The organism is Pseudotamlana agarivorans (genome assembly GCF_018860245.1).
GTDB lineage: Bacteria > Bacteroidota > Bacteroidia > Flavobacteriales > Flavobacteriaceae > Pseudotamlana > Pseudotamlana agarivorans_A.
Genome location: NZ_JAHKPD010000008.1, coordinates 92,294 through 115,792 on the forward strand (window position 1 = coordinate 92,294; position 23,499 = coordinate 115,792).

General features: G+C 33.1%; 19 protein-coding genes and 1 tRNA gene. 14 read left to right on the forward strand and 6 right to left on the reverse strand.

Annotation, left to right across the window (positions count from 1 at the left end):
* Positions 1 to 70 precede the first annotated feature (70 nt).
* On the reverse strand, positions 71 to 1,003 hold the full coding sequence (locus KO493_RS03130) for an SPFH domain-containing protein (protein WP_216066490.1): 933 nt from the start codon (positions 1,001 to 1,003) through the stop codon (positions 71 to 73).
* A 73-nt stretch (positions 1,004 to 1,076) separates the two neighbouring features.
* On the opposite strand from KO493_RS03130, the gene KO493_RS03135 reads away from it, so the two are divergent.
* The gene (locus KO493_RS03135) at positions 1,077 to 1,760 is read left to right on the forward strand and encodes a PorT family protein (RefSeq protein WP_216066491.1); all 684 of its coding nucleotides are present in this window, start codon (positions 1,077 to 1,079) and stop codon (positions 1,758 to 1,760) included.
* Between the two features lie 270 nt (positions 1,761 to 2,030).
* On the opposite strand, the gene gltX is transcribed toward KO493_RS03135, so the two are convergent.
* Positions 2,031 to 3,548: a glutamate--tRNA ligase gene (gene gltX, locus KO493_RS03140; protein ID WP_216066492.1), complete on the reverse strand. Its 1,518-nt coding sequence runs from the start codon at positions 3,546 to 3,548 to the stop codon at positions 2,031 to 2,033.
* Between the two features lie 153 nt (positions 3,549 to 3,701).
* Between gltX and KO493_RS03145 the strand changes: the two genes are divergently transcribed.
* From KO493_RS03145 to KO493_RS03175, 7 genes are all read left to right on the forward strand, one after another.
* Positions 3,702 to 7,160 (forward strand): DUF4175 family protein, encoded by a 3,459-nt coding sequence (locus KO493_RS03145; protein ID WP_216066493.1) that lies wholly within the window; start codon positions 3,702 to 3,704, stop codon positions 7,158 to 7,160.
* Positions 7,153 to 7,560, forward strand: a complete 408-nt coding sequence (gene ybeY, locus KO493_RS03150; protein WP_216066494.1) for an rRNA maturation RNase YbeY — start codon at positions 7,153 to 7,155, stop codon at positions 7,558 to 7,560. The genes KO493_RS03145 and ybeY overlap by 8 nt, the downstream gene beginning before the upstream one ends.
* Before the next feature lie 81 nt (positions 7,561 to 7,641).
* Positions 7,642 to 9,513, forward strand: coding sequence for a tRNA uridine-5-carboxymethylaminomethyl(34) synthesis enzyme MnmG (gene mnmG, locus KO493_RS03155; RefSeq protein WP_216066495.1), 1,872 nt, complete (start codon positions 7,642 to 7,644; stop codon positions 9,511 to 9,513).
* A gap of 1,220 nt (positions 9,514 to 10,733) precedes the next feature.
* Positions 10,734 to 11,582 carry a class I SAM-dependent methyltransferase gene (locus tag KO493_RS03160; RefSeq protein ID WP_216066496.1) on the forward strand — a complete coding sequence of 283 codons (849 nt, stop codon included), beginning with the start codon at positions 10,734 to 10,736 and terminating at the stop codon, positions 11,580 to 11,582.
* A gap of 236 nt (positions 11,583 to 11,818) precedes the next feature.
* A complete protein-coding gene (locus tag KO493_RS03165) occupies positions 11,819 to 12,331 on the forward strand; it encodes an OmpH family outer membrane protein (protein WP_216066497.1) in 513 nt (170 codons plus the stop codon).
* A gap of 255 nt (positions 12,332 to 12,586) precedes the next feature.
* Positions 12,587 to 14,956 carry a TonB-dependent receptor gene (locus KO493_RS03170; RefSeq protein WP_216066498.1) on the forward strand — a complete coding sequence of 790 codons (2,370 nt, stop codon included), beginning with the start codon at positions 12,587 to 12,589 and terminating at the stop codon, positions 14,954 to 14,956.
* Positions 14,957 to 14,962: 6 nt separating this feature from the next.
* Positions 14,963 to 15,817, forward strand: a complete 855-nt coding sequence (locus tag KO493_RS03175) for a DUF4249 domain-containing protein (RefSeq protein ID WP_216066499.1) — start codon at positions 14,963 to 14,965, stop codon at positions 15,815 to 15,817.
* Between the two features lie 41 nt (positions 15,818 to 15,858).
* Here the strand turns inward: KO493_RS03175 and KO493_RS03180 are convergent, their stop codons facing one another.
* From KO493_RS03180 to rbfA, 4 genes are all read right to left on the reverse strand, one after another.
* Positions 15,859 to 16,254 (reverse strand): DoxX family protein, encoded by a 396-nt coding sequence (locus KO493_RS03180; RefSeq protein WP_216066500.1) that lies wholly within the window; start codon positions 16,252 to 16,254, stop codon positions 15,859 to 15,861.
* Between the two features lie 9 nt (positions 16,255 to 16,263).
* Positions 16,264 to 17,418 (reverse strand): ATP-binding protein, encoded by a 1,155-nt coding sequence (locus tag KO493_RS03185; protein ID WP_216066501.1) that lies wholly within the window; start codon positions 17,416 to 17,418, stop codon positions 16,264 to 16,266.
* Between the two features lie 173 nt (positions 17,419 to 17,591).
* Entirely contained in the window at positions 17,592 to 18,797 is a 1,206-nt protein-coding gene (locus KO493_RS03190; RefSeq protein ID WP_216066502.1) for an ABC transporter permease, read from the reverse strand.
* A gap of 58 nt (positions 18,798 to 18,855) precedes the next feature.
* Positions 18,856 to 19,275 carry a 30S ribosome-binding factor RbfA gene (gene rbfA / locus KO493_RS03195; protein WP_216066503.1) on the reverse strand — a complete coding sequence of 140 codons (420 nt, stop codon included), beginning with the start codon at positions 19,273 to 19,275 and terminating at the stop codon, positions 18,856 to 18,858.
* A gap of 124 nt (positions 19,276 to 19,399) precedes the next feature.
* Between rbfA and mce the strand changes: the two genes are divergently transcribed.
* The 6 genes from mce (at position 19,400) to KO493_RS03225 (ending at position 23,468) form a co-directional block, all read left to right on the forward strand.
* The gene (gene mce, locus KO493_RS03200) at positions 19,400 to 19,804 is read left to right on the forward strand and encodes a methylmalonyl-CoA epimerase (protein WP_216066803.1); all 405 of its coding nucleotides are present in this window, start codon (positions 19,400 to 19,402) and stop codon (positions 19,802 to 19,804) included.
* A 48-nt stretch (positions 19,805 to 19,852) separates the two neighbouring features.
* A tRNA-Ile gene (locus tag KO493_RS03205) sits at positions 19,853 to 19,926 on the forward strand.
* Positions 19,927 to 20,021: 95 nt separating this feature from the next.
* Positions 20,022 to 20,882 carry a hypothetical protein gene (locus KO493_RS03210; RefSeq protein WP_216066504.1) on the forward strand — a complete coding sequence of 287 codons (861 nt, stop codon included), beginning with the start codon at positions 20,022 to 20,024 and terminating at the stop codon, positions 20,880 to 20,882.
* 111 nt (positions 20,883 to 20,993) lie between these two features.
* Complete coding sequence (locus KO493_RS03215; RefSeq protein WP_216066505.1) at positions 20,994 to 21,281, forward strand: helix-turn-helix transcriptional regulator; 288 nt, start codon at positions 20,994 to 20,996, stop codon at positions 21,279 to 21,281.
* Between the two features lie 3 nt (positions 21,282 to 21,284).
* Complete coding sequence (locus KO493_RS03220) at positions 21,285 to 22,172, forward strand: hypothetical protein (RefSeq protein ID WP_216066506.1); 888 nt, start codon at positions 21,285 to 21,287, stop codon at positions 22,170 to 22,172.
* Positions 22,173 to 22,232: 60 nt separating this feature from the next.
* Positions 22,233 to 23,468, forward strand: coding sequence for a site-specific integrase (locus KO493_RS03225; protein ID WP_216066507.1), 1,236 nt, complete (start codon positions 22,233 to 22,235; stop codon positions 23,466 to 23,468).
* Positions 23,469 to 23,499 lie beyond the last annotated feature (31 nt).

Below are 23,499 nucleotides of genomic sequence, written 5' to 3' on the forward strand. Positions count from 1 at the left end.
TTTCTCAAGAGATGCGGTTCAACGATTCAACAAATAAACAATTCAACGTTTTTATAAACGAATAAACATTTTACTCATTATCTTCTGCTTGTTTCTTTTTCTGCGCTTTCATAGCTTCACCTATTTGGTTACTTGCAGCAAAACTGGCAACCATATCGTTTAACATGTTACTTCCTGCTTGTGGCGCATTAGGTAGTAAAATTAAATTACTGTTGGTTTCTTCACCTAAAGATTGAAGCGTATCGTAGTGCTGCGTAACAACAATTAAAGCAGAGGCTTCTTGGCTGTTAATACCCACACGATTTAATACTTCCACCGATTCTTCTAATCCGCGCGCTATTTCACGACGTTGATCGGCAATACCTTGCCCTTGTAAACGTTTGCTCTCGGCTTCAGCTTTTGCTTTTTCAACAATTAATATACGTTGTGCGTCCCCTTCATATTGTGCAGCTGTTTTTTCTCTATCAGAGGCGTTAATACGGTTCATCGCTGCTTTCACTTGTGCATCTGGATCGATATCTGTTACTAAAGTTTTAATGATATCGAAGCCGTAATCTAGCATCGCATCGTTTAATTCTGCTTTTACAGCCAAAGCAATATCATCCTTTTTAACGAAAACATCATCTAATTTCATTTTAGGAACTTCGGCACGTACCACATCAAAAACGTAAGAAGTAATTTGATCATGCGGATAATCTAACTTGTAAAAAGCATCATAAACTTTTTCTTTAATGACTTTGTATTGTACTGAAACTTTTAGTCGTACAAATACATCATCCAAGGTTTTGGTTTCTATGATCACATCTAATTGCTGAATTTTTAAACTCAATCGGCCTGCAACACGATCCACTAACGGAATTTTTAATTGTAATCCCGAATGACGAATACTTTGGAATTTACCGAAGCGTTCTATAATAGCTGCTGTTTGTTGTTTCACGGTAAAAAGTCCCGAAATAATGATAAATACTACGAGGACGATAATGGGAATGGTAACGAAATTCATAAAAATGAGTTTAAAATGTTAGAAGTTTTAGATTTGTAAAATATACTATATTTGATCGTTAAGCGCATCATGTATGAAATATAAGTCATTTTTATTATTAGTAACCATAATACTATGTTTTGTTACAAAAAGTTTTTCTCAGTCCAACCATTTCATCATTAGAAATGGTATTGGTATTACAGGAGGCCTTACGCAATTTGATATGCTTACTGATAATTTTACAACTAAAGCTTCTCATGGTTATTTAGGAGGGTTACGCGCGTTGGTAGATATACCGCACAAATGGTATAATTTTAGTTATGGCATGCAGTTTTCTGAAAATAAAATTGAAATTTTAGGAAGACCGAGCTTATTGAGTCTTGAGGAAAATTTTATCGATTACAAATTATTATTAGTGCAATGTGACTTTTTGCTCCAAGTAAAGCTGATAAAAAATTACCTTACTCTTGATCTGGGACCGATGTTACAGCACAATGGAAATTTAGAATTCCGAGATGAAAGTCAGGAAGATTATTATATTAATAACTATTCTAATTTAACAGCAGAAGCCATTACGAACCTTTCTAAGTTTCATGTTAATGGTGTTATTGGAGCTTCAGTAGGCATTAGAAATTTTATGATAAAAGGACGGTATATCTACGGTTTTACTAATATACTTGATAAATTAAATAAGCAAAATGTGGACAATACTGGAGGTAAATCGAAGTTTGAAGGGCATCAACACATGATCACGTTATCTGCTATTGTTACTTTTTAAAATTTATTATTTTTTATTGGCTATTTATTATTGTGCTGATGTTGAAATTTAAACTGAAGTATGAATTCTGGTTTATTTGTTTAATCGTGTAATTGGAAGGGTTACTAGTAAAAAGAAACGCTCCATTATACGGGAAGTTAACTTTTAATAGTGTTAGTTTTTTATGAGTTTAACCTAACTTCTATAAAACAAAAATCCCTGAACTTTTTTTAATTCTGATGAACTTCAGAAAATAAAAAATTCAGGGATGTGTATAATATTAGAGCTAAACTATAGCGTAGCTATCACGTTTTCAATACGTTTTATACTTTCGTTTTTACCAATCATGTACATGATATCGAAAACATCTGGGCCTTGTAAAGCGCCAACTAAAGCTAAACGTAGGGGCATCATAACTTTTCCGAAGCCAATTTCGTTGCTAGTAATCCAACCCTTAATTTCGGTTTGCATGTTTTCAACTGTAAAATCTTCGATGGTATTTACAATCGAAATCACCTTAGATAATATATCTTTTGTTTCTTCTTTAAATGCTTTTTTAGAGGCTTTTTGATCGTAAGTTGTTGGTGCCGTAAAGAAATAGTGGCTTAGATCCCAAAAATCGGACACAAAAGTAGCACGTTCTTTAATTAACCCTACGGCCATACTGATGTATTGTAAATCAATATCCGAGGCCGTTTTATCATCAACAATCGGTTTAAAAGCTTCAGCCAGAATATCGTTATGTTGTTCTTGCATGTAATGGTGGTTAAACCATTTTGTTTTGTCTGGATCGAATCGGGCACCAGATTTATTAACACGTTCTAAATCGAAGGCATTTATAAGTGCTTCAAGACTAAATATTTCTTGTTCTGTTCCTGGGTTCCATCCTAAAAAGGCTAAGAAATTCACCATAGCTTCTGGGAAATACCCATCTTCCTTATAACCTCTTGAAATATCATTTGTTTTCGGGTCTTTCCATTCTAAAGGAAAAACAGGAAATCCTAATTTATCACCATCACGCTTACTTAATTTACCTTTTCCAGTAGGTTTTAAAATTAGTGGTAAATGTGCAAATTCTGGAGCTTCCCAACCAAACGCTTGATACAATTGGTAGTGTAAAGCTAGAGAAGGTAACCATTCTTCACCACGAATAACATGTGTGATTTTCATTAAATGGTCGTCTACAATATTTGCTAAGTGATAGGTTGGCATTCCATCACTTTTGTATAAAACTTTATCATCTAAAATATTAGTGTCTATTTTAATATCACCACGAATAATGTCTTTAAGGTGTAAAGTTTCGTCTTGAGGTGATTTAAAACGGATCACAAAATCTGAACCGGCATCTAATTTCGCTTGTGTTTCTTCCGCGCTAAGCGCTAATGAATTGTCTAATTTTAAGCGGTTATGCCAGTTATAAATAAAGGTTTTTCCTTTTGCTTCATGGTCTTTTCGATGGAAATCTAAAGTTTCAGCAGTATCAAAAGCGTAATAAGCATTTCCAGACGCAATTAAGTCGTCGGCATACTGTTTGTATAAATCTTTACGTTCACTTTGTCTGTAAGGACCATATTCACCTTCCTTGCCAACACCCTCGTCGAATGGCATACCGCACCATTTTAAGGCATCTATAATGTATTGTTCGGCACCTTCCACATAACGGTTTTGGTCGGTGTCTTCTATACGTAGAATGAAATCGCCGCCATGTTTTTTAGCGAATAAATAATTGAATAAAGCGGTTCTTACACCACCAATATGTAATGGTCCTGTTGGGCTAGGTGCAAAACGCACACGAACTTTTTTGGTCATGATATTTTAAATTTCTTTTGAAAATGCCTTCCTAAATACGTTATTGGTAAGCGCTGCAAAGATACAATTAACGGCTAATTTTGAACCTTGTAAAAAATAAAATTGTAGTTTAGTAAGTTAAAAGTTTATATACGAAGTAGTTTCATACAGTACATGAATAATTTCAAAATCATACAGCAAAAGTTAGGAGTATTTATTAGACGGTATTATACTAATGAATTGCTTAAAGGCGCGATTTTATTTTTCGCTATGGGCTTGCTATATTTTTTGTTTACGCTGTTTATTGAATCTGTTTTATGGCTTCGCCCAAGTTTTAGAACGGGATTATTTTGGCTGTTTATTGCTGTAGAGTTGGGCTTATTAATCAAGTTCATTTTTTTACCGCTGTCCAAATTATTAAAACTTCAAAAGGGAATAGATTATGATGAGGCTTCAAGACTTATCGGTAAGCATTTTCCTGAAGTTAATGATAAATTATTAAATGTGCTTCAACTTCAACGCGATGAAACACAATCGGAATTGCTTCTTGCTAGTATTGACCAAAAATCGTTAGAGTTGCAACCAGTACCATTTAAACTTGCCGTTAATTTTAAGGATAATGTAGGGTATTTAAAATACGCGGCCGTGCCTCTAATAATTTTAACGATTATATTTTTATCTGGAAATATCAACTGGTTTAGTGATAGCTATAAACGTGTGGTCGATTATAAAACAGCTTATGAGCCACCAGCACCGTTTCAGTTTTTTGTGGTAAACGCTAATTTAAACGCTATTGAAAGTAAAGCGTTTAAATTAATGGTTAAAACTGCTGGCGATGTTGTTCCAGAAAATGTTCAAATTACTTATAATAATGAAACTTATTTTTTAGAGCAAAAGGGGGTAGGAACGTTCGAGTATGTTTTTTCGCAACCTAAGGAAAATATCGAATTTCAATTGTCTTCCAATAAAGTGCATTCCAAGTATTACGAACTCCATGTTATCGAAACGCCTTCCTTGGTTAATTTCAATATGGTTTTAGAGTATCCAGATTATACAAAAAAAGCAGATGAAATTTTAAAAAGTACGGGTAACGCTGTGGTTCCTGAAGGGACAAAAGTGACATGGAAATTAAAGACAAAGGCGACTGAAGAAGTGCAATTAATTGCCAAAGATTCCATACGTTTTAATGAGTCTAGTAAAGGTGTTTTTGAAATTTCAAAACATCTTTTTAGTAATTATGCCTATGCATTTAGCATGAGTAATAAAGCCTTACGGAATTATGAAAACCTAGCGTTTAATATTGGTGTTGTTAAAGATGAATATCCAGAAATTAGATTGAAAGTTGAAAAGGATTCTGTTGATTTACAAAGTTTGTATTTCTACGGGCAAGTAAGTGACGACTACGGGTTTTCAAAACTTCAAATGGTTTATTATCCTTCAAATAAGGAAAGTGAAAAGATGGTTATTCCTATGGCTATTTCAAATGGAAATATTGCAGAATTTGTTTCAGCTTTTCCTAATAATCTTCAAATTGAATCTGGTATTTCTTATGATTTATACTTTCAAGTTACTGATAATGACTATGTTAATAAGTTTAAAACAGCTAAAAGTCAGATATTTAGCTATAGAAAACGTACTTTAGCCGAAGAAGAACAAAAAAGTTTAAAAGAGCAGCGTGAATCTATTGATAATTTGCATAAGTCCTTTGAAAAGTTCGATACTCAAGAACAAAAACTTGATGAATTAACCAAAACCCAACGCGAAAAAAAGAACTTAAATTTTAATGATAAGAAGAAATTAGAATCGTTTTTAAAATATCAAAAGCAGCAAGATGAAATGATGAAAAATTTCAATAAAAAGCTCACAGATAATTTAAAAGAATTTCAGAAGGAAAATAAAAAAGAAGATCAGTTTAAAGAAGATTTAAAAGAACGTTTAAAAGATAATGAGGAGCAACTTAAAAAGGATGAAAAGTTGCTTCGTGAATTGGAGCGTCTTCAAGAGAAAATTAACAAAGAAGAGCTGATTGATAAACTCGAAGAATTATCCAAACAAAATAAAAGTAAGAAGCGTAGTTTGGAACAAATGCTTGAATTAACTAAGCGTTTTTATGTAGAAAAAAAGTTAGAGAAGCTTCAGGATGATTTGGAAAAGTTGGCTAAGGAGCAAGAGGTGTTATCTGAAAAGTCTAACGACGAAAACAATAAAAAGGCACAGGATGCTTTAAACAAAAAATTCGAAGACTATAAAAAAGAAATTGAAAACTTAGAGAAGGAAAGTAAAGCGCTTAAAAAACCCATTGATATTCCTCGTGATAAATTGGATGAAAAGGAAGTTGAAAGTGAACAGCAAAAAGCATCAGATACTCTTGATCAATTAGAAGAAATTAATACGCCAGATTCTGAGGAGAATGACGGGGGCCTGAAAAAGGATGAGCAAATAAAAAATGCTCAAAAGAGTCAGAAGAAGGCTGCCGAGAAAATGAAGCAGATGAGTTCTAAAATGAAAGGAGCGATGCAAGCTGGAGGTCAAGAACAGATGCAAGAGGATATGGATATGTTGCGTCAGATTCTTGATAATCTGGTTTTGTTTTCATTTGAAGAAGAAGCCTTAATGAATCGTTTTAAAAATATTGAAGGGAATCACAATAAATTTGCCAGTTATCTGAAGAAGCAAAATAATTTGCGTGAGTATTTTGAACATGTCGATGATAGTTTGTTTGCTTTATCTCTGCGTCAGCCAAAATTATCTGAACAGGTGAATAAAGAGATTTCAGAAGTTTATTATAATATTGATAAAGCTTTGGAGCTGTTCGCAGACAATCATCTTTTTCAGGCCATATCAAATCAGCAATTCACCATTACTGCCACTAATAATTTGTCTGATATGTTTAGTGATGTTTTGGATAATATGGAGGAAAGTATGAGTATGTCTGCTGGTAAAGGCGGTCAAGGTGAAATGCAATTACCAGATATTATTATGGGCCAAGAAGAGCTCAACAAAATGATGGAGGAGGGTATGAAATCTGGTGAAGAAGGTAAACCTAAAGATGGTGAAGGAAACCAAGAAGGCGAAGGTAAGGATGGCAAAGAAGGGGAAGCCGGTAAAAAGGGAGGAGCGCAGGAAGGAGAGCAAAAGGGTTCTGGAAAAGATGGAAAAGGTTCTAAGCAAGGTGAAAACGGAAAACAGGATGGCGGTGTAGGACAAGGTGCTTCTGATTTTCAAGATGCCATGTTGTTTGAAATTTATAAACAGCAGCAAGAATTAAGGAATGCTTTACAGGAGCGATTGGCTAAGGAAGGTTTAAGCGGACAGGGTGATGCGTTAGTAAGGGAAATGGAGCAAATTGAAATGGAGTTATTGAATAAAGGATTTACCAAGCAGACCCTTCAAAAAATGATGCATTTAAAACATCAATTGTTAAAGATGGAAAACGCCTCTTTAGAACAAGGGGAAGAGGAGAAACGTGAATCTGAAAGTAGTAAGCGTTTGTTTAATGCTCGTAACAATAATCAAATTCCACGAGCAAAACAATATTTTAAAACTACAGAAATATTAAACAGACAAGCTTTACCTTTGCAGCCAGTTTATAAAGAACGTGTTAAAGAATACTTTAAGGAAAGCCATGATTAATTTTAATTACGAAACCGATTTCAAAATTGAGTCTGAAGAAAAAATCTCCAAATGGATTACAGACATGATCGCTTCAGAGCATCATAAATTAGAAGAAATTAATTATGTGTTTTGCGACGATGAATATCTTCATAAATTAAACGTCGAATTTTTGAATCACGATACCTTAACTGATATTATTAGTTTTGATTATTGTATAGGAAAAATGATTCAAGGTGATATTTTTATTTCAGTGGAACGTGTTATTGATAATGCTAACGAATATAGTGTGGCTTTCAAAGAAGAAATAAATCGGGTTATCATTCATGGTGTTTTACATTATTGTGGTTATAAAGATAAAACTGATGAAGAGGCTACATTGATGCGCGAGAAAGAGAATTACTACTTAAGCTTGTTGTAGTTGATTTTTATAATTCAGTGTATATTTGCAAACTAAAATTATTAGTGTTCCACGTGGAACATCTTATTGAAATTACAGATTATGTTTAACGAAGTTTATGATGTTATAGTTGTTGGTGCAGGGCACGCTGGAAGCGAAGCTGCTGCTGCTGCTGCGAATATGGGTAGTAAAACCTTATTGGTTACCATGAATCTTCAGAACATTGCTCAAATGTCCTGTAATCCAGCCATGGGTGGTATTGCTAAAGGACAAATTGTGCGAGAAATAGATGCCTTAGGTGGTTATAGCGGAATTGTTTCAGATACTTCGGCCATCCAGTTTAAGATGTTAAACAAGTCTAAGGGGCCCGCTATGTGGAGTCCGCGTGTTCAAAGTGATCGTATGCGATTTGCTGAGGATTGGCGCATGTTGTTAGAAGGAACGCCTAATCTTGATTTTTATCAAGATATGGTTTCTGGGTTACTTGTAGAAAACGATGAAGTGGTAGGTGTTAAAACCGGACTAGGTATTTCTATTAAGGCAAAATCTGTGGTGTTAACTAACGGAACTTTTTTGAATGGCTTAATTCATATTGGAGATAAAAACTTTGGTGGTGGTAGAGCAGGGGAACGCGCTGTAACTGGAATTACAGAACAGCTTGTTGGTTTGGGTTTTGAATCTGGTAGAATGAAAACAGGAACACCGCCGCGTGTGGATGGTAGAAGTTTAGATTATTCTAAAATGAGTGAGCAACCGGGTGATGAAAACCCTGAGAAATTCTCGTATTTAGATATTACAAAACCATTAGAAAAACAGCGTTCTTGTCATATGACTTATACGAGTCTTGAAGTTCATGATTTGCTTCGTGAAGGTTTTGATCGTTCACCAATGTTTAATGGTAGAATAAAAAGTTTGGGACCGCGTTATTGTCCGTCTATTGAAGATAAGATTAATCGTTTTGCAGATAAAGATCGTCATCAATTGTTTATAGAACCTGAAGGCTGGAATACATGTGAGGTTTATGTTAATGGATTTTCAACTTCGCTTCCTGAGGATGTTCAGTTTAAGGCTTTGCGTTCTGTTGTTGGTTTTGAAAATGTGAAATTCTTTAGACCAGGATACGCGATTGAATATGATTATTTTCCGCCTACGCAATTGAAGCATACTTTAGAAACTAAGTTGGTTCGTGGTTTGTATTTTGCTGGTCAAATTAATGGCACTACAGGTTACGAAGAAGCGGCTTCTCAAGGGTTAATGGCTGGTATAAATGCGAGTTTAAAAGTTCAAGAGAAGGAAGCGTTTACTCTAAAAAGAGATGAGGCTTATATTGGAGTTTTGATAGATGATTTAATAACGAAGGGTACAGAAGAGCCTTATCGCATGTTTACTTCTCGTGCAGAATATAGAACCTTGTTGCGTCAGGATAATGCAGATTTAAGATTAACTCCTAAAGGTTTTGAGCTTGGTTTGGCTTCTGAAAAACGTTTAAAGCGTATGGAGGAAAAACATGAAGCAGCTAAAAAATTCGTTAATTTTTTCGAGACTACTAGTGTTAAGCCAGAAGAAATTAATCCTATTTTAGAGCGTAAAAACTCTGCTCCTGTGAAACAATCTGGAAAGATATTCAAGGTGTTTGCACGTCCAAATATTGAGATGGATGATGTTAGGGGTGTTGAGAGTATTGAACGTTATATTCAAGATAATAATTTAGATCGTGAGGTTATTGAACAAACCGAAATTCAAGTTAAATACGCTGGATATATTGCAAAAGAAAAATCTAATGCTGATAAGTTAAGTAGACTTGAATACGTAAAAATACCTGCTAATTTTGATTATTCTCAGATTAAATCCATGAGTTTTGAAGCTCGTGAAAAACTTAGAAAAATACAACCAGCAACCGTTTCTCAAGCATCACGAATTAGTGGTGTATCTCCAAATGACATTTCTGTGTTGTTAGTTTATATGGGTAGATAATCTGTTTTTTAGGTTGTTTTTTTGAAGTGTTCCACGTGGAACATGTGTGTTGTTTTCCTTTTTAAAGCGTAAATTTTGTTGTAAATCGGGTTTGATATCGGATGAAAATCCAAGATTTTAACCCAAATCCAAAGTGTTTTTTGGGAGATTTAAATTGATAAAATAGGATTAGCATCCCTATTTTTTATCGGTTTTAAGTTGATTTACTCTTGTTAATTGGCTTTTTTTTTGGTGAATTTTTAGTCTTATGCGTTCGTTTTTGAGCGCAATTTTTATGCCTGAAACAAAATAAAGGAATACTAAAAACTTCGAAAATCTTCGCCGTAATTCGAGTTTTGCTCAATAATTCACACCATAATTTTGATTGGTTTTAGTATGAAAAAGAGTTTTTTCGACTTTCGAATCTGCTTTTTTTAAGTAGGATTCTTAATCGTTTTTTATTTAAAATAGTGCTTTAGGTTGTTCTTGTTGCTGTTGTTTCGAGTTCAAATACTTCGCAATTTATTATGAAAAACATGAGATTTGTCGTTTTTGTTTCTACAATTTTGGTCAGTTTTTAATTGATTTTCGAGTATTAATTCATGTTTTGTTGCTTGAAATTCTTCTAATAGTTGTCGTTTTTTGAGGGCCTCAAGTGTTTTACTCTGGCATAAATGCTGTTTAAAAACTTCCGTTTTTTTCTAATTGTAATCTATTTGGACTGCTTTTGTATTTGTTTTTTGAATATGATTTTTTCAGTTTAGAGACAAAAACACGCGTTATCTTATCTCTATTTTGATGCTTCTAGCTAGTTTAAAACGCCCTTTTATTCTTTTAAATTCGTTTGATTTTTTATAAAACCATTTGTGTTAAAGTTGTCTTTGTAGTTTTTTATTAAGTAAATCGTCATAGTTTTAAACTGAAAATATGTTTATTTAATGTCTGTTTTTGGGGTTTTTCACAGGCTCCAATTGATGGGTTGGCGTTGTCTAAATTCACAATTTGTATAATTTTCATCATCTTAATAATGGTTTTATATCGAATTCTACTGCATGTTTATACATATTAAAAGGTGTTTGTTTTTAATGTTCTTGATAAAAATGAAGACCTAATTATTGTAATACCTGTGGTTTTATAATTAGTTTTTCATGTTTATTTTCATCTGTTCAGTTTATAATATTACATTTAGAGCTTGAAAGATCGATTAAAATAGACCATTTAATAGCTTAAAATTTTACAACGTGACACAACCAAATCCTTTAAAAGTTATAGATCATTCCGTTTCTGGGGAAGAATTTACATTAGTAGAAAACCAAGAATTTGGTTTTTTAGAGACCATACCAAAGCCAGGCCCGAGTAAATTGCCGGATTATTATGAGAGTAAAGATTATATTTCTCATACCGATTCGAATAGAAATTTGTTCGAAATTGCATACCATTTAGTTAGGCGAATAACACTTAAAAGGAAGCTAGAGCTAATAAATAACTATGGATCTGAAGGTAAAATTCTTCTCGATATTGGTTGTGGTACAGGCGATTTTTTAAAATTAGCTAAGAGCAGTGATTGGTATGGATATGGTATTGAGCCCAATGTGCATGCTAGGGAATTGGCTAATAAGAAGACCAATGATGGTGTTTTCGATACCGATGAACTCTATAAATTTAAAGAACATCGTTTTGATGTTATTACGCTTTGGCATGTTTTGGAGCATCTACCAGATTTAGAAAATCAAATTGAAACGTATAAGAAGCTTTTAAAACCTAACGGAACTTTAATAGTGGCGGTACCTAATCATAAAAGTTATGACGCTGAATATTATCAGGAATTTTGGGCAGCATATGATGTGCCAAGACATCTGTGGCATTTTAGTAAAACGTCTATGTCCAAATTATTATCAAAACATCTTTTGAAAATTGTAGATGTAAAACCGATGACTTTTGATGCTTATTATGTGAGTTTACTATCTGAAAAATATAAAAACGGCAAGATGAAATTGATTAAAGGCTTCCTTACAGGATGGAAGTCAAATCGCAAGGCAAAGTTCTCAAATGAGTCTTCTTCGTTAATTTTTGTTATAAAAAACGAATAAAACTTATTTTAATGCGTTTTTTCACGGTTTTATTCCTCAAAACACACAAACACCTGTCCGAATTTTGAATCGTTCTTAAAACGCTTTATTTAAAGTTGTTTCTAATAAATATTAGTTATCGCTTTAAATTTATTAATAGGTTTGTTCTATATGTTAAAATCAATTGAAATCGTGATTTGAATTTACTTTACTTTCCTACATTTGTTTGAATCTTAAACCAAACAAATAAAAATATAATGAAGAACATCGTTTACATCGTTTTATTAGCAGTAGTATTTACCTCTTGTCAGCAACAAAAAATTGGTTATGTTGATAATGGAATTGTTATAAATGAATTTCAAGAGAAAAAAGATATAGAGGCTAACTTTCAAATTAAGGATGATGCTTTTAAAAAACGCGCCGATAGTATTGGTCAAGCTTTTCAAACTGAAGTTCAAGAAGCTCAGGTTGTAGCAAAAAAAACACCTCAGAAAGCGCAAGAAATTATGGGTGGTTTGCAGCAAAAACAGCAAATGTTACAGCAACAAATGCAAATAGAGCAACAGGCGATCACACAAGAATTTCAAGCTCAAATTGATTCTGTAATTGTAAAAGTGAAAGGATTTGTAAAAGATTATGGTAAGAATAACGGCTATACTTTTGTATTAGGTACTAGCGATGCTTCTGCCGCTGTGCTTTATGGTGCCGAGGAAAATGATTTAACCCAAATCGTATTAGAGGCGTTAAATGCAGATTATAATAAAAAATAAATTCACAAATTGTGATTAAAAAAGCCAAATGTTATGCATTTGGCTTTTTTTATACTTTAAAAATTTGCTGTTTGTCGACCCTTATAGATGTATGGTGTTGAAATTCATAATTAACAGTAATTAATAATCAAATTTCGTAAGGTTTTATACTTTCACCATACAAAAAAGATAAGCGCATTATTTACCATCTAATTGACGTGATTTTTTAGAAATTATTTCAATTTTATAAACTTAATTTAAAAGCGAACCTATTTTATGAAACTCAAATTAACTGCATGTTTTATGCTATTTACATTACTGCTTTTTTCGCAAGAAAACTATACTATAAGTGGTACTGTAAAAGACTTTTCTAATGGCGAATTGGTTTTTGGCGCCTCGGTATATCTAGAAAACACCTCTACTGGAGGTATTACAAATGCTTATGGTTTTTATTCGTTAACTGCTCCTCAAGGCACCTACAACATTGTGGTCTCTTACTTGGGCTATGTAACAATAAAGCAAGAAGTCGTGTTAAATGCTAATCAAAATATGGTTTTCGAACTCGAAGAGGATACCACCTCTTTAGATGAAGTGGTTATTACAGCTGAAGAAAGCGAAAAAGTAAATATCCGAGATCCGCAAATGGGTGTTGCTTTAATTAAAAGTGCTACGATTAAACAAATTCCTGCTGTTTTGGGTGAAGTTGATGTTGTAAAATCGATTCAATTATTGCCTGGAGTTACCAATAATGGAGAAGGTTCTAACGGATTTAATGTTCGTGGTGGTGCTGTGGATCAAAATTTAGTGCTTTTAGATGAGGCTATTATTTTTAATGAATCCCATTTATTTGGTTTCTTTTCTGTTTTTAATGCCGATGTGATTAAAGATGTTAAGCTTTATAAGGGTAATATCCCATCTAATTACGGCGGTAGAGTGTCATCGGTGTTGGATATTAGGCAAAAGGATGGCAATAGTAAAGATTTTGAGTTAAATGGTGGTATTGGGTTAATTTCTAGTAGACTCTCGGTTGAAGGACCATTGTTTAAGAGTAAAGGGTCTTTTATCCTGGCTGGACGCTCGTCGTATGCGCATCTGTTTTTAAAGCTAGCCAACGAAGATAATACCGCTTATTTTTATGATTTTAATGCTAAAGGGACTTATGAAATTAGCCAGAATGACCGCTTGTATTTATCGGGGTATTTTGGAAGAGATGTTTTAAATTTTGATGATGCTTTTTCAAATTCCTACGGAAATAGTACATTCAATTTAAGATGGAATCATGTTTTTAATGATAAGCTATTTTCTAATTTGTCATTTATTTATGGAGATTATAATTATCGACTTCAGCTTGGTTTTATTGGGTTAGATTGGGTTTCTAATATTAAAAACATGAATGTTAAGTATGATTTTAAATATTACTTAAGCAATAAAACAACGATCGATTTTGGAGCTAGTGTGATTAATTATAATTTTAATCCAGGTGACATTAAGCCACTGGATAGTGATTCGGCTATTAATGAAGATAGTTTGGATAAAAAGCGTGCCTTAGAAGGCGGGTTGTATGCTAATGTAGAGCATAAATTATCAGATAAATTAAACGTCCAAGCAGGGTTGCGTTTTAGTATATTCAACCGATTAGGCGGGCAACCTATAGCCACGTATTTGAACGACCAACCAGTAGTTTATAATGAAACCTTAGGGATCTATGAAGAAGGCACAAAAACCGGAGAGTCTGACTATAAAAAAAGCGAAAGTATTGCGAAGTTTTCAAATTTTGAACCGCGGTTAGGACTGGCGTATCAGTTGAATCAAACGTCCTCAATAAAGTTAGGCTATTCCAGGGTTTCGCAATATTTGCATTTATTATCAAATACTGCAAACGCTACGCCTCTAGATGTTTGGACCCCTAGTGGTTCGTTTATAGATCCGCAAATGGCTAATCAATATTCTGCAGGCTATTTTAAAGAATTACAAAATGGAAAATTCTCTATAGAAACAGAAGCGTATTATAAAACGGTTGATAATCGTATTGATTATATAGATGGTTCCAGTTTAATTGCTAATAATAATATTGAAACTCAGATTCTTCAAGGCGAATCCAGAGCCTATGGTTTGGAGTTTTTATTCAGAAAAAACAAAGGAAAATTTACGGGGTGGTTAGCTTATACCCTTTCTAAATCTGAACAAAAAACACCAGGTGGAAACGCCGGTGGTCCAGGAATTAATAAAGGGGATTGGTATAATACCCCTTTCGATAGAACACATGATATTTCGTTAACAGGCAGTTATAAGTTAACGAATAAATGGAGTTTGAGTTCCAATTTTATTTATCAAACAGGACGTCCAGTAACTTACCCTGTTGGTCAGTATGAATATGAAGGGCTTTCTATTGCGGTTTACGATAGTAGAAATGCTAATAGATTACCGGCTTATAACCGCTTAGATTTTGCTGCGACATTTAAACCAAATCGTAAACCTGAAGCCCGTTGGAAAGGGGAGTGGGTGTTTAGTATTTATAACGCTTATAATCGTAAAAATGCGGCCTCTATTTCATTCGGACAAAATCCTGATACGGGCGCTAATGAAGCTACACGAACTGCTATTTTCGGGATTGTACCTTCGGTAACTTATAATTTTAAATTTTAAAACCTCATGAAAAAATATATATACCTAAGTTTTATCTGCGTTGTAAACCTACTGGTGTCTTGTACAGATGTTATAGATGTTGAAGTACCTACAGCCGATCCTAGATTGGTTATCGAGGCTTCCTTAGATTGGGAAAAAGGCACTTTAGGGAATAATCAAACTATAAAATTAAGCAAGACTTCGCCGTATTTTGATACGAATAGTTCAAACCCCGTTACAAACGCTATGGTTTCTGTGACTAGGTTAAGTGATAATCGTGTTTTTAATTTTGCTAATAACAATGATGGTACCTATACAACAACCAGTTTTGAGGCTGTTTTTAATGAAACGTATCAATTGGATGTTTTATATGAAAATGAAGTCTATACAGCTACTGAAATGCTCTTGCCTACAACAGAAATTACAAAAATTACGCAATCTAAAGATGGTGGTATTCTGCCCGATGCCATAGAGGTAAATGTATTTTTTGATGATCCTGATAATGAAACTAATTTTTATATTATAAGGTTTCAAAACCAGGGTGACTTATTTCCTGAGTTTCGAGATCTATCCGATGAATTGTTAAACGGTAATGAAATACGTGTTTTTTATGAGAAACGTGGGGATGATGAAAATGATAAAGATAATGAGTTAAAGCCTGGAGATGTAGTGGATATTAATTTGTTTAATGTTTCCGAGCGTTATTATAAATACATGCAGTTACTAAATAGCCAATTAGGTTCTGGAAATCCGTTTTCACCGACGCCAGTTGAGTTACGTGGTAATTGTATTAATGCCACCAATGCTGATAACTATCCATACGGCTATTTTAGGGTTACTGAAACCGATGAACGTGTATATACTATAACCGAAGAGAATTAAGCCTTATACGCTTCTTAAATTTCGTAATAGTGCCTGTGTCTTTATTGAAACAAATACACTGCAAAAACAGCAACGATGAAATAAATGGTGATGTTTCTTGCGCCGTCAAAATCTTTCGCAATACGTTGACCCAATAAAAATATTAAAAGAATAAAACAGGAAATGATACTACCTATTAAAGCATAAAAGGAAACTTGATAGGCGATTATTTGGTATATGCCAAAGCTGCAAAAGGCGGTTGCCAAAGCTTCCAGAATGATAATTAACACCAAAATAACGGGGATATATTTTGCTATAAATGTTTTGGAAAAATATTCGTTTAAAAATAAAATCTGGCCTTTAAAATCACTTACTTTATCGTAAAAACTCATTAAAAAAGTGATAACTAAAAAGCTTAAAATCAGTAATTCAGCGCTATAACTTAAAATGGTTTTCATGGTACGGTGTTAAGCCTTTTTAGCATGTAGTAACCGGGTTAACTTAATGGATAAATCGGTTAGAATTATTTTGGAATTTCCGTTGCGTTCTATGTGGTAAATGGCATCTTGAAGTTCGTTACTAATGTCCATAATATTGTTGCCATGAACAAAAGGCGCGAAGTTTTCTAGTTTAAATTTATTTGTTTTAGGTTCGAAGAAAACTAAATCTGTCGCGTTATAATTGAGTAGTAATGCTTGACGGAAAAAATCTAAACAGAAGTTTAAAAACTGCTTTTGTGTTTCGCGTCCTGTTTTGGCGATGTCTTCACTCCAAGAGATTAAATCGTGAATAGCGGCTTTATTTCCTTTAGCCTTAAAGGCACTTCGAATCCAGAAAATAAACCAGGTTTCAAATTGAATGTCTTCAGAGTCTTTAAAAGCCAAGTCACAGGCTTTATTGTAGTTTCCGTTAGATTGATGCGCTATTTTGGTGGCCTTAGCGGGTTCTACCTGGTATTGGGCTATTAATGCGTCTTTAATAACATTTTCGGATAGCGGCGGAAAATGTAATATTTGGCAGCGTGAACGAATCGTATTTATAATTTGCTCTTCGTCTTCGGCGATTAATAAAAACACGGTGTCTTTTGGGGGCTCTTCAATCAGTTTTAAAAGCTTATTGGCACAGGCAGAATTCATTTTTTCGGCCATCCAGATAAGCATCACTTTATGTCCGCCTTCGTAAGATTTTAACGTAAGCGCTTTTACGATTTCAACGGCTTCGTCGACGCCTATTTGACCTTGTTTATTGTCTACGCCAAGAAGTTTGTACCAATCGAAAAGGTTTCCGTAAGGTTGTTCATTAAGCAATTGGCGCCATTCTTCAAGGTAAAAACTAGATACCGGTTTGCTCTTTACTTTGTCGCTAGTGGTTACAGGAAAAGCAAAGTGTAAATCTGGGTGAGAAAAGTTATTAAATTTTAAGTTGCAACTTTCGTTTCCGCTGTTATTTTCTCCACCAGTATTTGAACATAAAATGTATTGGGCATAGGCTAGGGCTATGGGTAAAGTGCCACAACCTTCATTACCAACAAAGAGTTGTGCATGCGGTATGCGCCCGTTATCAACACTTTGGGTAAGGTGTTTTTTAATGTGTTCTTGGCCTAAAATATTGGAGAATAACATGAAGCAAACTTACACATTTTTTTAGTTTTTAGGTAGGGGTTTCGGCAAGTCAAAACTAAAAGTTCCAAAAGAAGTACTGAAGTCCGCAAGAAGGATTGAGCAATTTGTTTGAGCTCCTCGCAGAGAGCGAGTTGCGAAAGCCTGGTTGCCATTTTTCTTGGCAACTTGCCCTATTATTTATTACTAATAAGCGATTCGGTAATGCGTACAGACGCTATTTTAGAAGCGATAATGCCTAAAATGGATATGGTGAAAAATACAATGAAAAAGTTTTCAAGTTCAATGGCAATCGGGTAGGCCAGGGTTGGCGTAATCATTAGTAAACTAAAATGTTGCTGTAATAAGGTGACGATAAACGCAATGATGATACCAATAATACCACCAATAATACTCATTAAACTGCCTTGAAGAAAGAATATTTGACGAATGTCTTTTTGGGTTACCCCTATATTGAATAGTGTTGATAAACTTTGCTTTTTGTCTAACATCATCATGATTAGAGAGCCGATTACATTGAAAAAAGCGATTATTAAAACGAGTGTAAAAATAAGATAAACCACTAAGTTTTCGGTGTTTAACATTTTGTAAAGCGCATCGTTTAGTTGTGCTCGGTTTTTTAAGATCACTTTATTACCAAGCGCTGCTTGTATTTCTGCGCGTGCTTTTTCAACATTTGCGCCGTCTTTTAATTTAAATTCGATGCCCGAAACTTGGTTTGTTTCGTAGTTTAAAAGTGTTTTTGCGAGGTCGATAGACGAAAATACATAGGTTTCGTTTAAACTTTCGTTTATAAAAAACACGCCAACATTTATCACTTTTACCGTGTTAAAAGCGTTTTTAGAGGATGTTATTTGTCCGGTTCCAGGTTTTGGAACGTACAGATTTATATTTTTTGTGAAATTTAAAACACCTAAAGATAGGTCGTTTGATATGCCCCAACCTACAACAATTTGATTGCTTTTTTGGTCCAGCCAGTCGCCATGATCGATCACCGAATCGATGCTTACTACATTTTGGTAATTTTCATCAACACCTTTTATAACCGCCAGTGCATTTTTATCTTGAGATTCAATAATAATGCGCTCTTCTATAGTCTTAGAAAATGTGGCAATGCCTTCGATTTTGTTTAAATTTTCAATATCGAACGGGTAAAGCATGAAGGATTTTCCAACGGCCGATTCTGCTTTTAGATCCGGATCGACTACACTTGTAAACTCGAGTGTGAAATCCTTTAAACCAGCAAACCCAGAAAGTACAATAAACAACGATCCAGCACCTACAATAACACCAGCAATGGCGATGTAAGTGATGAAATTTATGGCGTTATTGGAGCTTTTTGAACGTAAATAACGTTTTGCAATGTATAATGAAACATTCATGAGGTTAATATTATGAAAAAATAATGACTAAATGAATGTTGCAATGGCGATAAAATAATTATGATTTTTTTCTTTGATCTAAGATAGTGGGATCTTTAATAGGGTTTTCTTCACCTTTTAAAGATTTTTCAATTTTATCGATGTATTCTAATGAATCGTCTATAAAGAATTCTAAATGGGGCATGCGCCTCAATTGATTTCTAGTACGTTGTGCTAATTCATGACGAATTAATGGGGTGTTCGATTTTATACCTTCAAGAAGCTCTTTAGCTTTATCGTTAGGAAAAATGCTTAAATACACTTTAGCCACCGATAAATCTACCGTTACTTTTACCTTGGAAACCGATATTAAAACGCCGCGCATACCGCCTTCGGTAGCGGCACGTTGTAAAACATCTACTAAATCGTTTTGTAAAACCGTTCCTATTTTTTTTTGTCTTTGACTTTCTTCTTCCACAGTATAAAAATTATAACCCATTAGAGGTTTAGTTTGCAAAAATACGTATAATTCGAGATTATGCTGTGTTTAGAATGCTATTTTCGTATTTTGAAACATGAAAAACAAGGTTTTCGCTTTCGCGGAAATAAAAAAATTAAACGTTATGAAGAAAATTGAGCATATAGGTATTGCGGTTAAAAACCTTGAAGATTCCAATAACCTGTTTGCAAAACTCTTTGGAAAATTGCATTATAAAATTGAAACAGTCGCCAGTGAAGGTGTAAATACATCTTTTTTTCAAGTTGGTGAAAATAAAATAGAACTGCTTGAAGCCACTTCTAACGAAAGTACTATTGCTAAATTTATAGCTAAAAAAGGCGAAGGGGTTCACCACATAGCATTCGCAGTGGACGACATTTTATCTGAAATTGAGCGACTTAAAAAGGAAGGCTTCACAGTGCTTGATGAATCACCTAAAAATGGTGCGGATAATAAACTGGTGACCTTTTTGCATCCGAAATCCTCCAATGGCGTTTTAATTGAGTTATGCCAAGAGATAAAGGAATAATTTTCTTGCTAGATATTAAAATAAGTAGTAATATTGCACTCCAATTTCGGTCCTATAACTCAGTTGGTTAGAGTATCTGACTCATAATCAGAAAGTCCATGGTTCGAGCCCATGTGGGACCACTTTTAAAATCAAGCCTTAGCAGATGCTAGGGCTTTTTTTGTGCTTTAAGGTTGAACACAGGTCAAACAATTTCAGAATTTATTAAGTTTGGGGTATGAAAAGTACAACAGAAAATCCATTAGCATTTATTGAGTGGTATTTAACGAAACAGATATATGTAGACCTTGATGATTTTCATAGTCAAAAAACAAATTTTTTAGTTCAAGATGGTCTTATTAAAATTGAAAAAAATGACATTGAAAATCATATTATTTATTTCAAAAATATTGCAGGAGTAGATGGTTTGGAAGATAATTTTCAGAATAATTTTAAAAATATTCTAAAAAGAACTCTTGACCCTGAAGTAGAACAGTCATTGTTTTTTGTGGAGAGTGGGTTTCAAAAAATATTTTCAGTTAAAAAGGAAGTTAAGGCTTATGCTGAATTGATAAGAATTAAGATTAGGTATATAGAATCATTAAGTGCTGTTAAAAAGTTTTATTTTATAAGTGATTATTTAACTAAAATAAAAGATACTGTAGATAGATATTCTACAGAAGTTAAACACTATAACTTCACACCTTCTTTTGTTTTGTTAGCTGAAAATGAAAAAGACCAGCAGGCAAAAATAGAAAGATTGTTTAATTTATTAACTGAGTCACCATCTTTAATTGATACTTCAAAAGAGGAGTTTATTAATGCGTTTTCTGGGAAAGAAGTTACAATTGGAGTTAATTGGTTAGTTATTGGTAAAAACAAGATTGTTTCTAAGATTTCATTATTTTATTTTATAGAGGAACTTCAAAAAAATAATCATTTAAGTAATAGCATTATTCATGATCTAAATAAATACGTCTTATATACTTTTAGGGATAACCATGGCCAAGAATTAAAGAACCTGAAACAATCTAAGACAACAATCTCAAATATTCCTACCCAAAAGGATAGAATAGACACCATAATTTCTTCACTTTAAAAATACCATTACCCTACAGTCAAGGTATAGTAAATGTATATAAGGCTTTAATGCTCATTTCTTTGTATCAACAATAACAAGGATATGCGCATATCCATAATTTTTATAATTATGGAAAAAATCCAAAATGAATTAAAGGAAATAATAGCTTTATTAACAAAGCAAAACTTATTAGAAAAAGAATTTTTTACACTTGAAGAAGCTGCTCAATTTTTAAATCAATCACGGAGCAGTCTTTACAAACTTACAAGTAAAAAGGATATTCCTTTTTATGTGCCTGGAGGCAAAATGATTTACTTCAGAAGGAGTGAACTTGAAGAATGGATTATTAACAGTAAGGTTGAAACTGTTGATGAACTGGAATCAAGTATAGATAATTATCTATCTCAAAAAGCGTAAGCTATGATAGATTTTGTCAGAGTATTTTATAGGGACAAATCTGAGCTTGAGCCTTATGTTGACTGCGGAGAGAACTTTAATGAAATATTAAAAGTTTTAGAGAGTAATTCTGGAGAAATAAGATACCCATTTAGGACAAGAATAGGAATAATGGATATTGTTGTTACATTAAGAGGTGGCTATGTAAAAAATTCATTACACAAATTATATAACTTCGTTTATAATAAAGAAAATAAAAATCACAATGATTTTGAGTATGAAAAATTATGTGAAACTATTCAGTATTTATCACAAGTACCAAGATTAACCCAAACAAGTTTGACCAATCTTGAGTTTGGTTTAAATATTAAGGTTGACAGACCAGCAGAAGAAATTCTTGAAAAAAATATTCTGATGCACAACTATAATAATTACAATCATAATCCAAAATTTCGTGGTAAAGGAGTGTTAAAGCAATATGATCATACTAACTATGTAATTAAGGTTTATGATAAAGCAAAGCAATATAGACTACCATATCATGTATTAAGGTTTGAAGTCAAATTTACAAGACGAAGGGGTTTTAACAAGGTGGGTATTTACAATCTTGATGATTTAAAAAACAAGGAAAAACTTAAAGAATTATTTAGGGTTTACTTGATGAGATTTGATGAAATGCTAATTATAGATAGTGTTCCAGAGGAGTCTATTGAATTAGAAGACTATCAAAAATTATCAAAATTTAAAAACCCTTTCTATTGGGAAGTGGATATTAAAGATAAATCTGGTACTTATAGAATGAGGCGTAGAAAGGAATTTAATGCCCTTATTGAAAAGTATAAACTAAACTCTACTAAAGCTGAAATAAGAAGATTATTAGTAGAAAAATTCAACTATCTAATTAACAATTAAATTGTTATAAAATCCACTTATAATACGTGTGGATTTTATAACACTTAAAAATCAAAAGCTATGTCAAGTATCAAAATATTATTAAGAAAAAAAGCAAACAAACAGGGACTTTATCCTGTAATTCTTCAAGTTATAAATAATAGAAAAGTAAAGATTATTTCACTTGGTCTGGAATGTGGGTTAAATGAATGGGATAATGAAAATATTTGTTTTAAAAAGAATCATAAAAACTATATTCAAAGAAATAGATTGTTATTAAAACTTAAAGATAGAGCTTTAAAAATAATTGACGATTATAGAATGGATAATGTTGATTATAACTTAAAGGAATTTGAGCAAAAATTTAGAGGAATATCATCAAGTAATATAACGGTATTTGATTTCTGGAAAGAACAAATTGAAGACAAGATGCTTACTGGCAGAACTGGTAGTGCAAGAGTTGGAAAAGATACCTTAAGAACACTTTCACAGTATTATAAAAAATCAGATTTAGAATTCAAGGAAATTACACCTTACTTCTTGAATAAGTTTGAAATCTATTTAAGAAAAAGGGGGTATACAGATGGAGGGCTAGGGGTTAGAATGAGAGAGTTAAGAGCTTTATTTAACAAAGCTATTGAAAATGGAATTGTTGATGAAAAATACTATCCTTTTAAGAAGTATAAAGTATCTAAGTTTAAAAGTGGGAATGTAAAAAAAGCATTAACAAGGAAAGAGGTGAAAAAAATAGAAGAATTAGAGGTGTCATCTTCGCCTCTTTTTGTTGATGCTAAAAACTATTTTATGTTCAGTTATTATACAAGGGGGATGAACTTCTATGATATGATGTTCTTGAAATGGAGTGATATTAGTAATGATAAAATCTATTATAAGAGGTCAAAAACTAAAGGAAATTTTACTATAAAAATAATTGAACCAGTTAGTAAGATTTTACAGTTTTACAGAAATCAAAACAGACCTACTGATTTTGTATTTCCAATTCTGTTACAAAATGAAATGACACCACAACAAATAGAGAATAGAAAAAATAAAGTTTTAAGGAGGTACAATAAAAGGCTGTCAGAGATTGGAGATTTACTTGAAATACCAATAAAAGTTACTTCGTATACAGCAAGACACAGTTTTGCCACCAATTTAAAATATGCAGGGATATCAACAGATATAATTAGTGAACTTTTGGGGCATGCAGATGTCAAGATTACTAGGTCTTACCTGAAAGACTTTGAAGATGATATAATAGATAATGCAGTTGATAAGTTACTTCATGAACCTGAAGAATATTTAGCAGCAGCCTAAAAAAAGCCTCTTAATTGAGGCTTTTTTTATA

Coding starts and splice junctions, on each gene's coding strand:
- KO493_RS03175 (WP_216066499.1), top strand. CDS start 14,963: ATGAAAAAATATATATACCTAAGTTTTATCTGCGTTGTAAACCTACTG.
- KO493_RS03165 (WP_216066497.1), top strand. CDS start 11,819: ATGAAGAACATCGTTTACATCGTTTTATTAGCAGTAGTATTTACCTCT.
- mnmG (WP_216066495.1), top strand. CDS start 7,642: ATGTTTAACGAAGTTTATGATGTTATAGTTGTTGGTGCAGGGCACGCT.
- KO493_RS03185 (WP_216066501.1), bottom strand. CDS start 17,418: ATGTTATTCTCCAATATTTTAGGCCAAGAACACATTAAAAAACACCTT.
- KO493_RS03130 (WP_216066490.1), bottom strand. CDS start 1,003: ATGAATTTCGTTACCATTCCCATTATCGTCCTCGTAGTATTTATCATT.
- mce (WP_216066803.1), top strand. CDS start 19,400: ATGAAGAAAATTGAGCATATAGGTATTGCGGTTAAAAACCTTGAAGAT.
- KO493_RS03225 (WP_216066507.1), top strand. CDS start 22,233: ATGTCAAGTATCAAAATATTATTAAGAAAAAAAGCAAACAAACAGGGA.
- gltX (WP_216066492.1), bottom strand. CDS start 3,548: ATGACCAAAAAAGTTCGTGTGCGTTTTGCACCTAGCCCAACAGGACCA.
- KO493_RS03145 (WP_216066493.1), top strand. CDS start 3,702: ATGAATAATTTCAAAATCATACAGCAAAAGTTAGGAGTATTTATTAGA.
- KO493_RS03210 (WP_216066504.1), top strand. CDS start 20,022: ATGAAAAGTACAACAGAAAATCCATTAGCATTTATTGAGTGGTATTTA.
- ybeY (WP_216066494.1), top strand. CDS start 7,153: ATGATTAATTTTAATTACGAAACCGATTTCAAAATTGAGTCTGAAGAA.
- KO493_RS03190 (WP_216066502.1), bottom strand. CDS start 18,797: ATGAATGTTTCATTATACATTGCAAAACGTTATTTACGTTCAAAAAGC.
- KO493_RS03215 (WP_216066505.1), top strand. CDS start 20,994: ATGGAAAAAATCCAAAATGAATTAAAGGAAATAATAGCTTTATTAACA.
- rbfA (WP_216066503.1), bottom strand. CDS start 19,275: ATGGGTTATAATTTTTATACTGTGGAAGAAGAAAGTCAAAGACAAAAA.
- KO493_RS03180 (WP_216066500.1), bottom strand. CDS start 16,254: ATGAAAACCATTTTAAGTTATAGCGCTGAATTACTGATTTTAAGCTTT.
- KO493_RS03220 (WP_216066506.1), top strand. CDS start 21,285: ATGATAGATTTTGTCAGAGTATTTTATAGGGACAAATCTGAGCTTGAG.
- KO493_RS03170 (WP_216066498.1), top strand. CDS start 12,587: ATGAAACTCAAATTAACTGCATGTTTTATGCTATTTACATTACTGCTT.
- KO493_RS03135 (WP_216066491.1), top strand. CDS start 1,077: ATGAAATATAAGTCATTTTTATTATTAGTAACCATAATACTATGTTTT.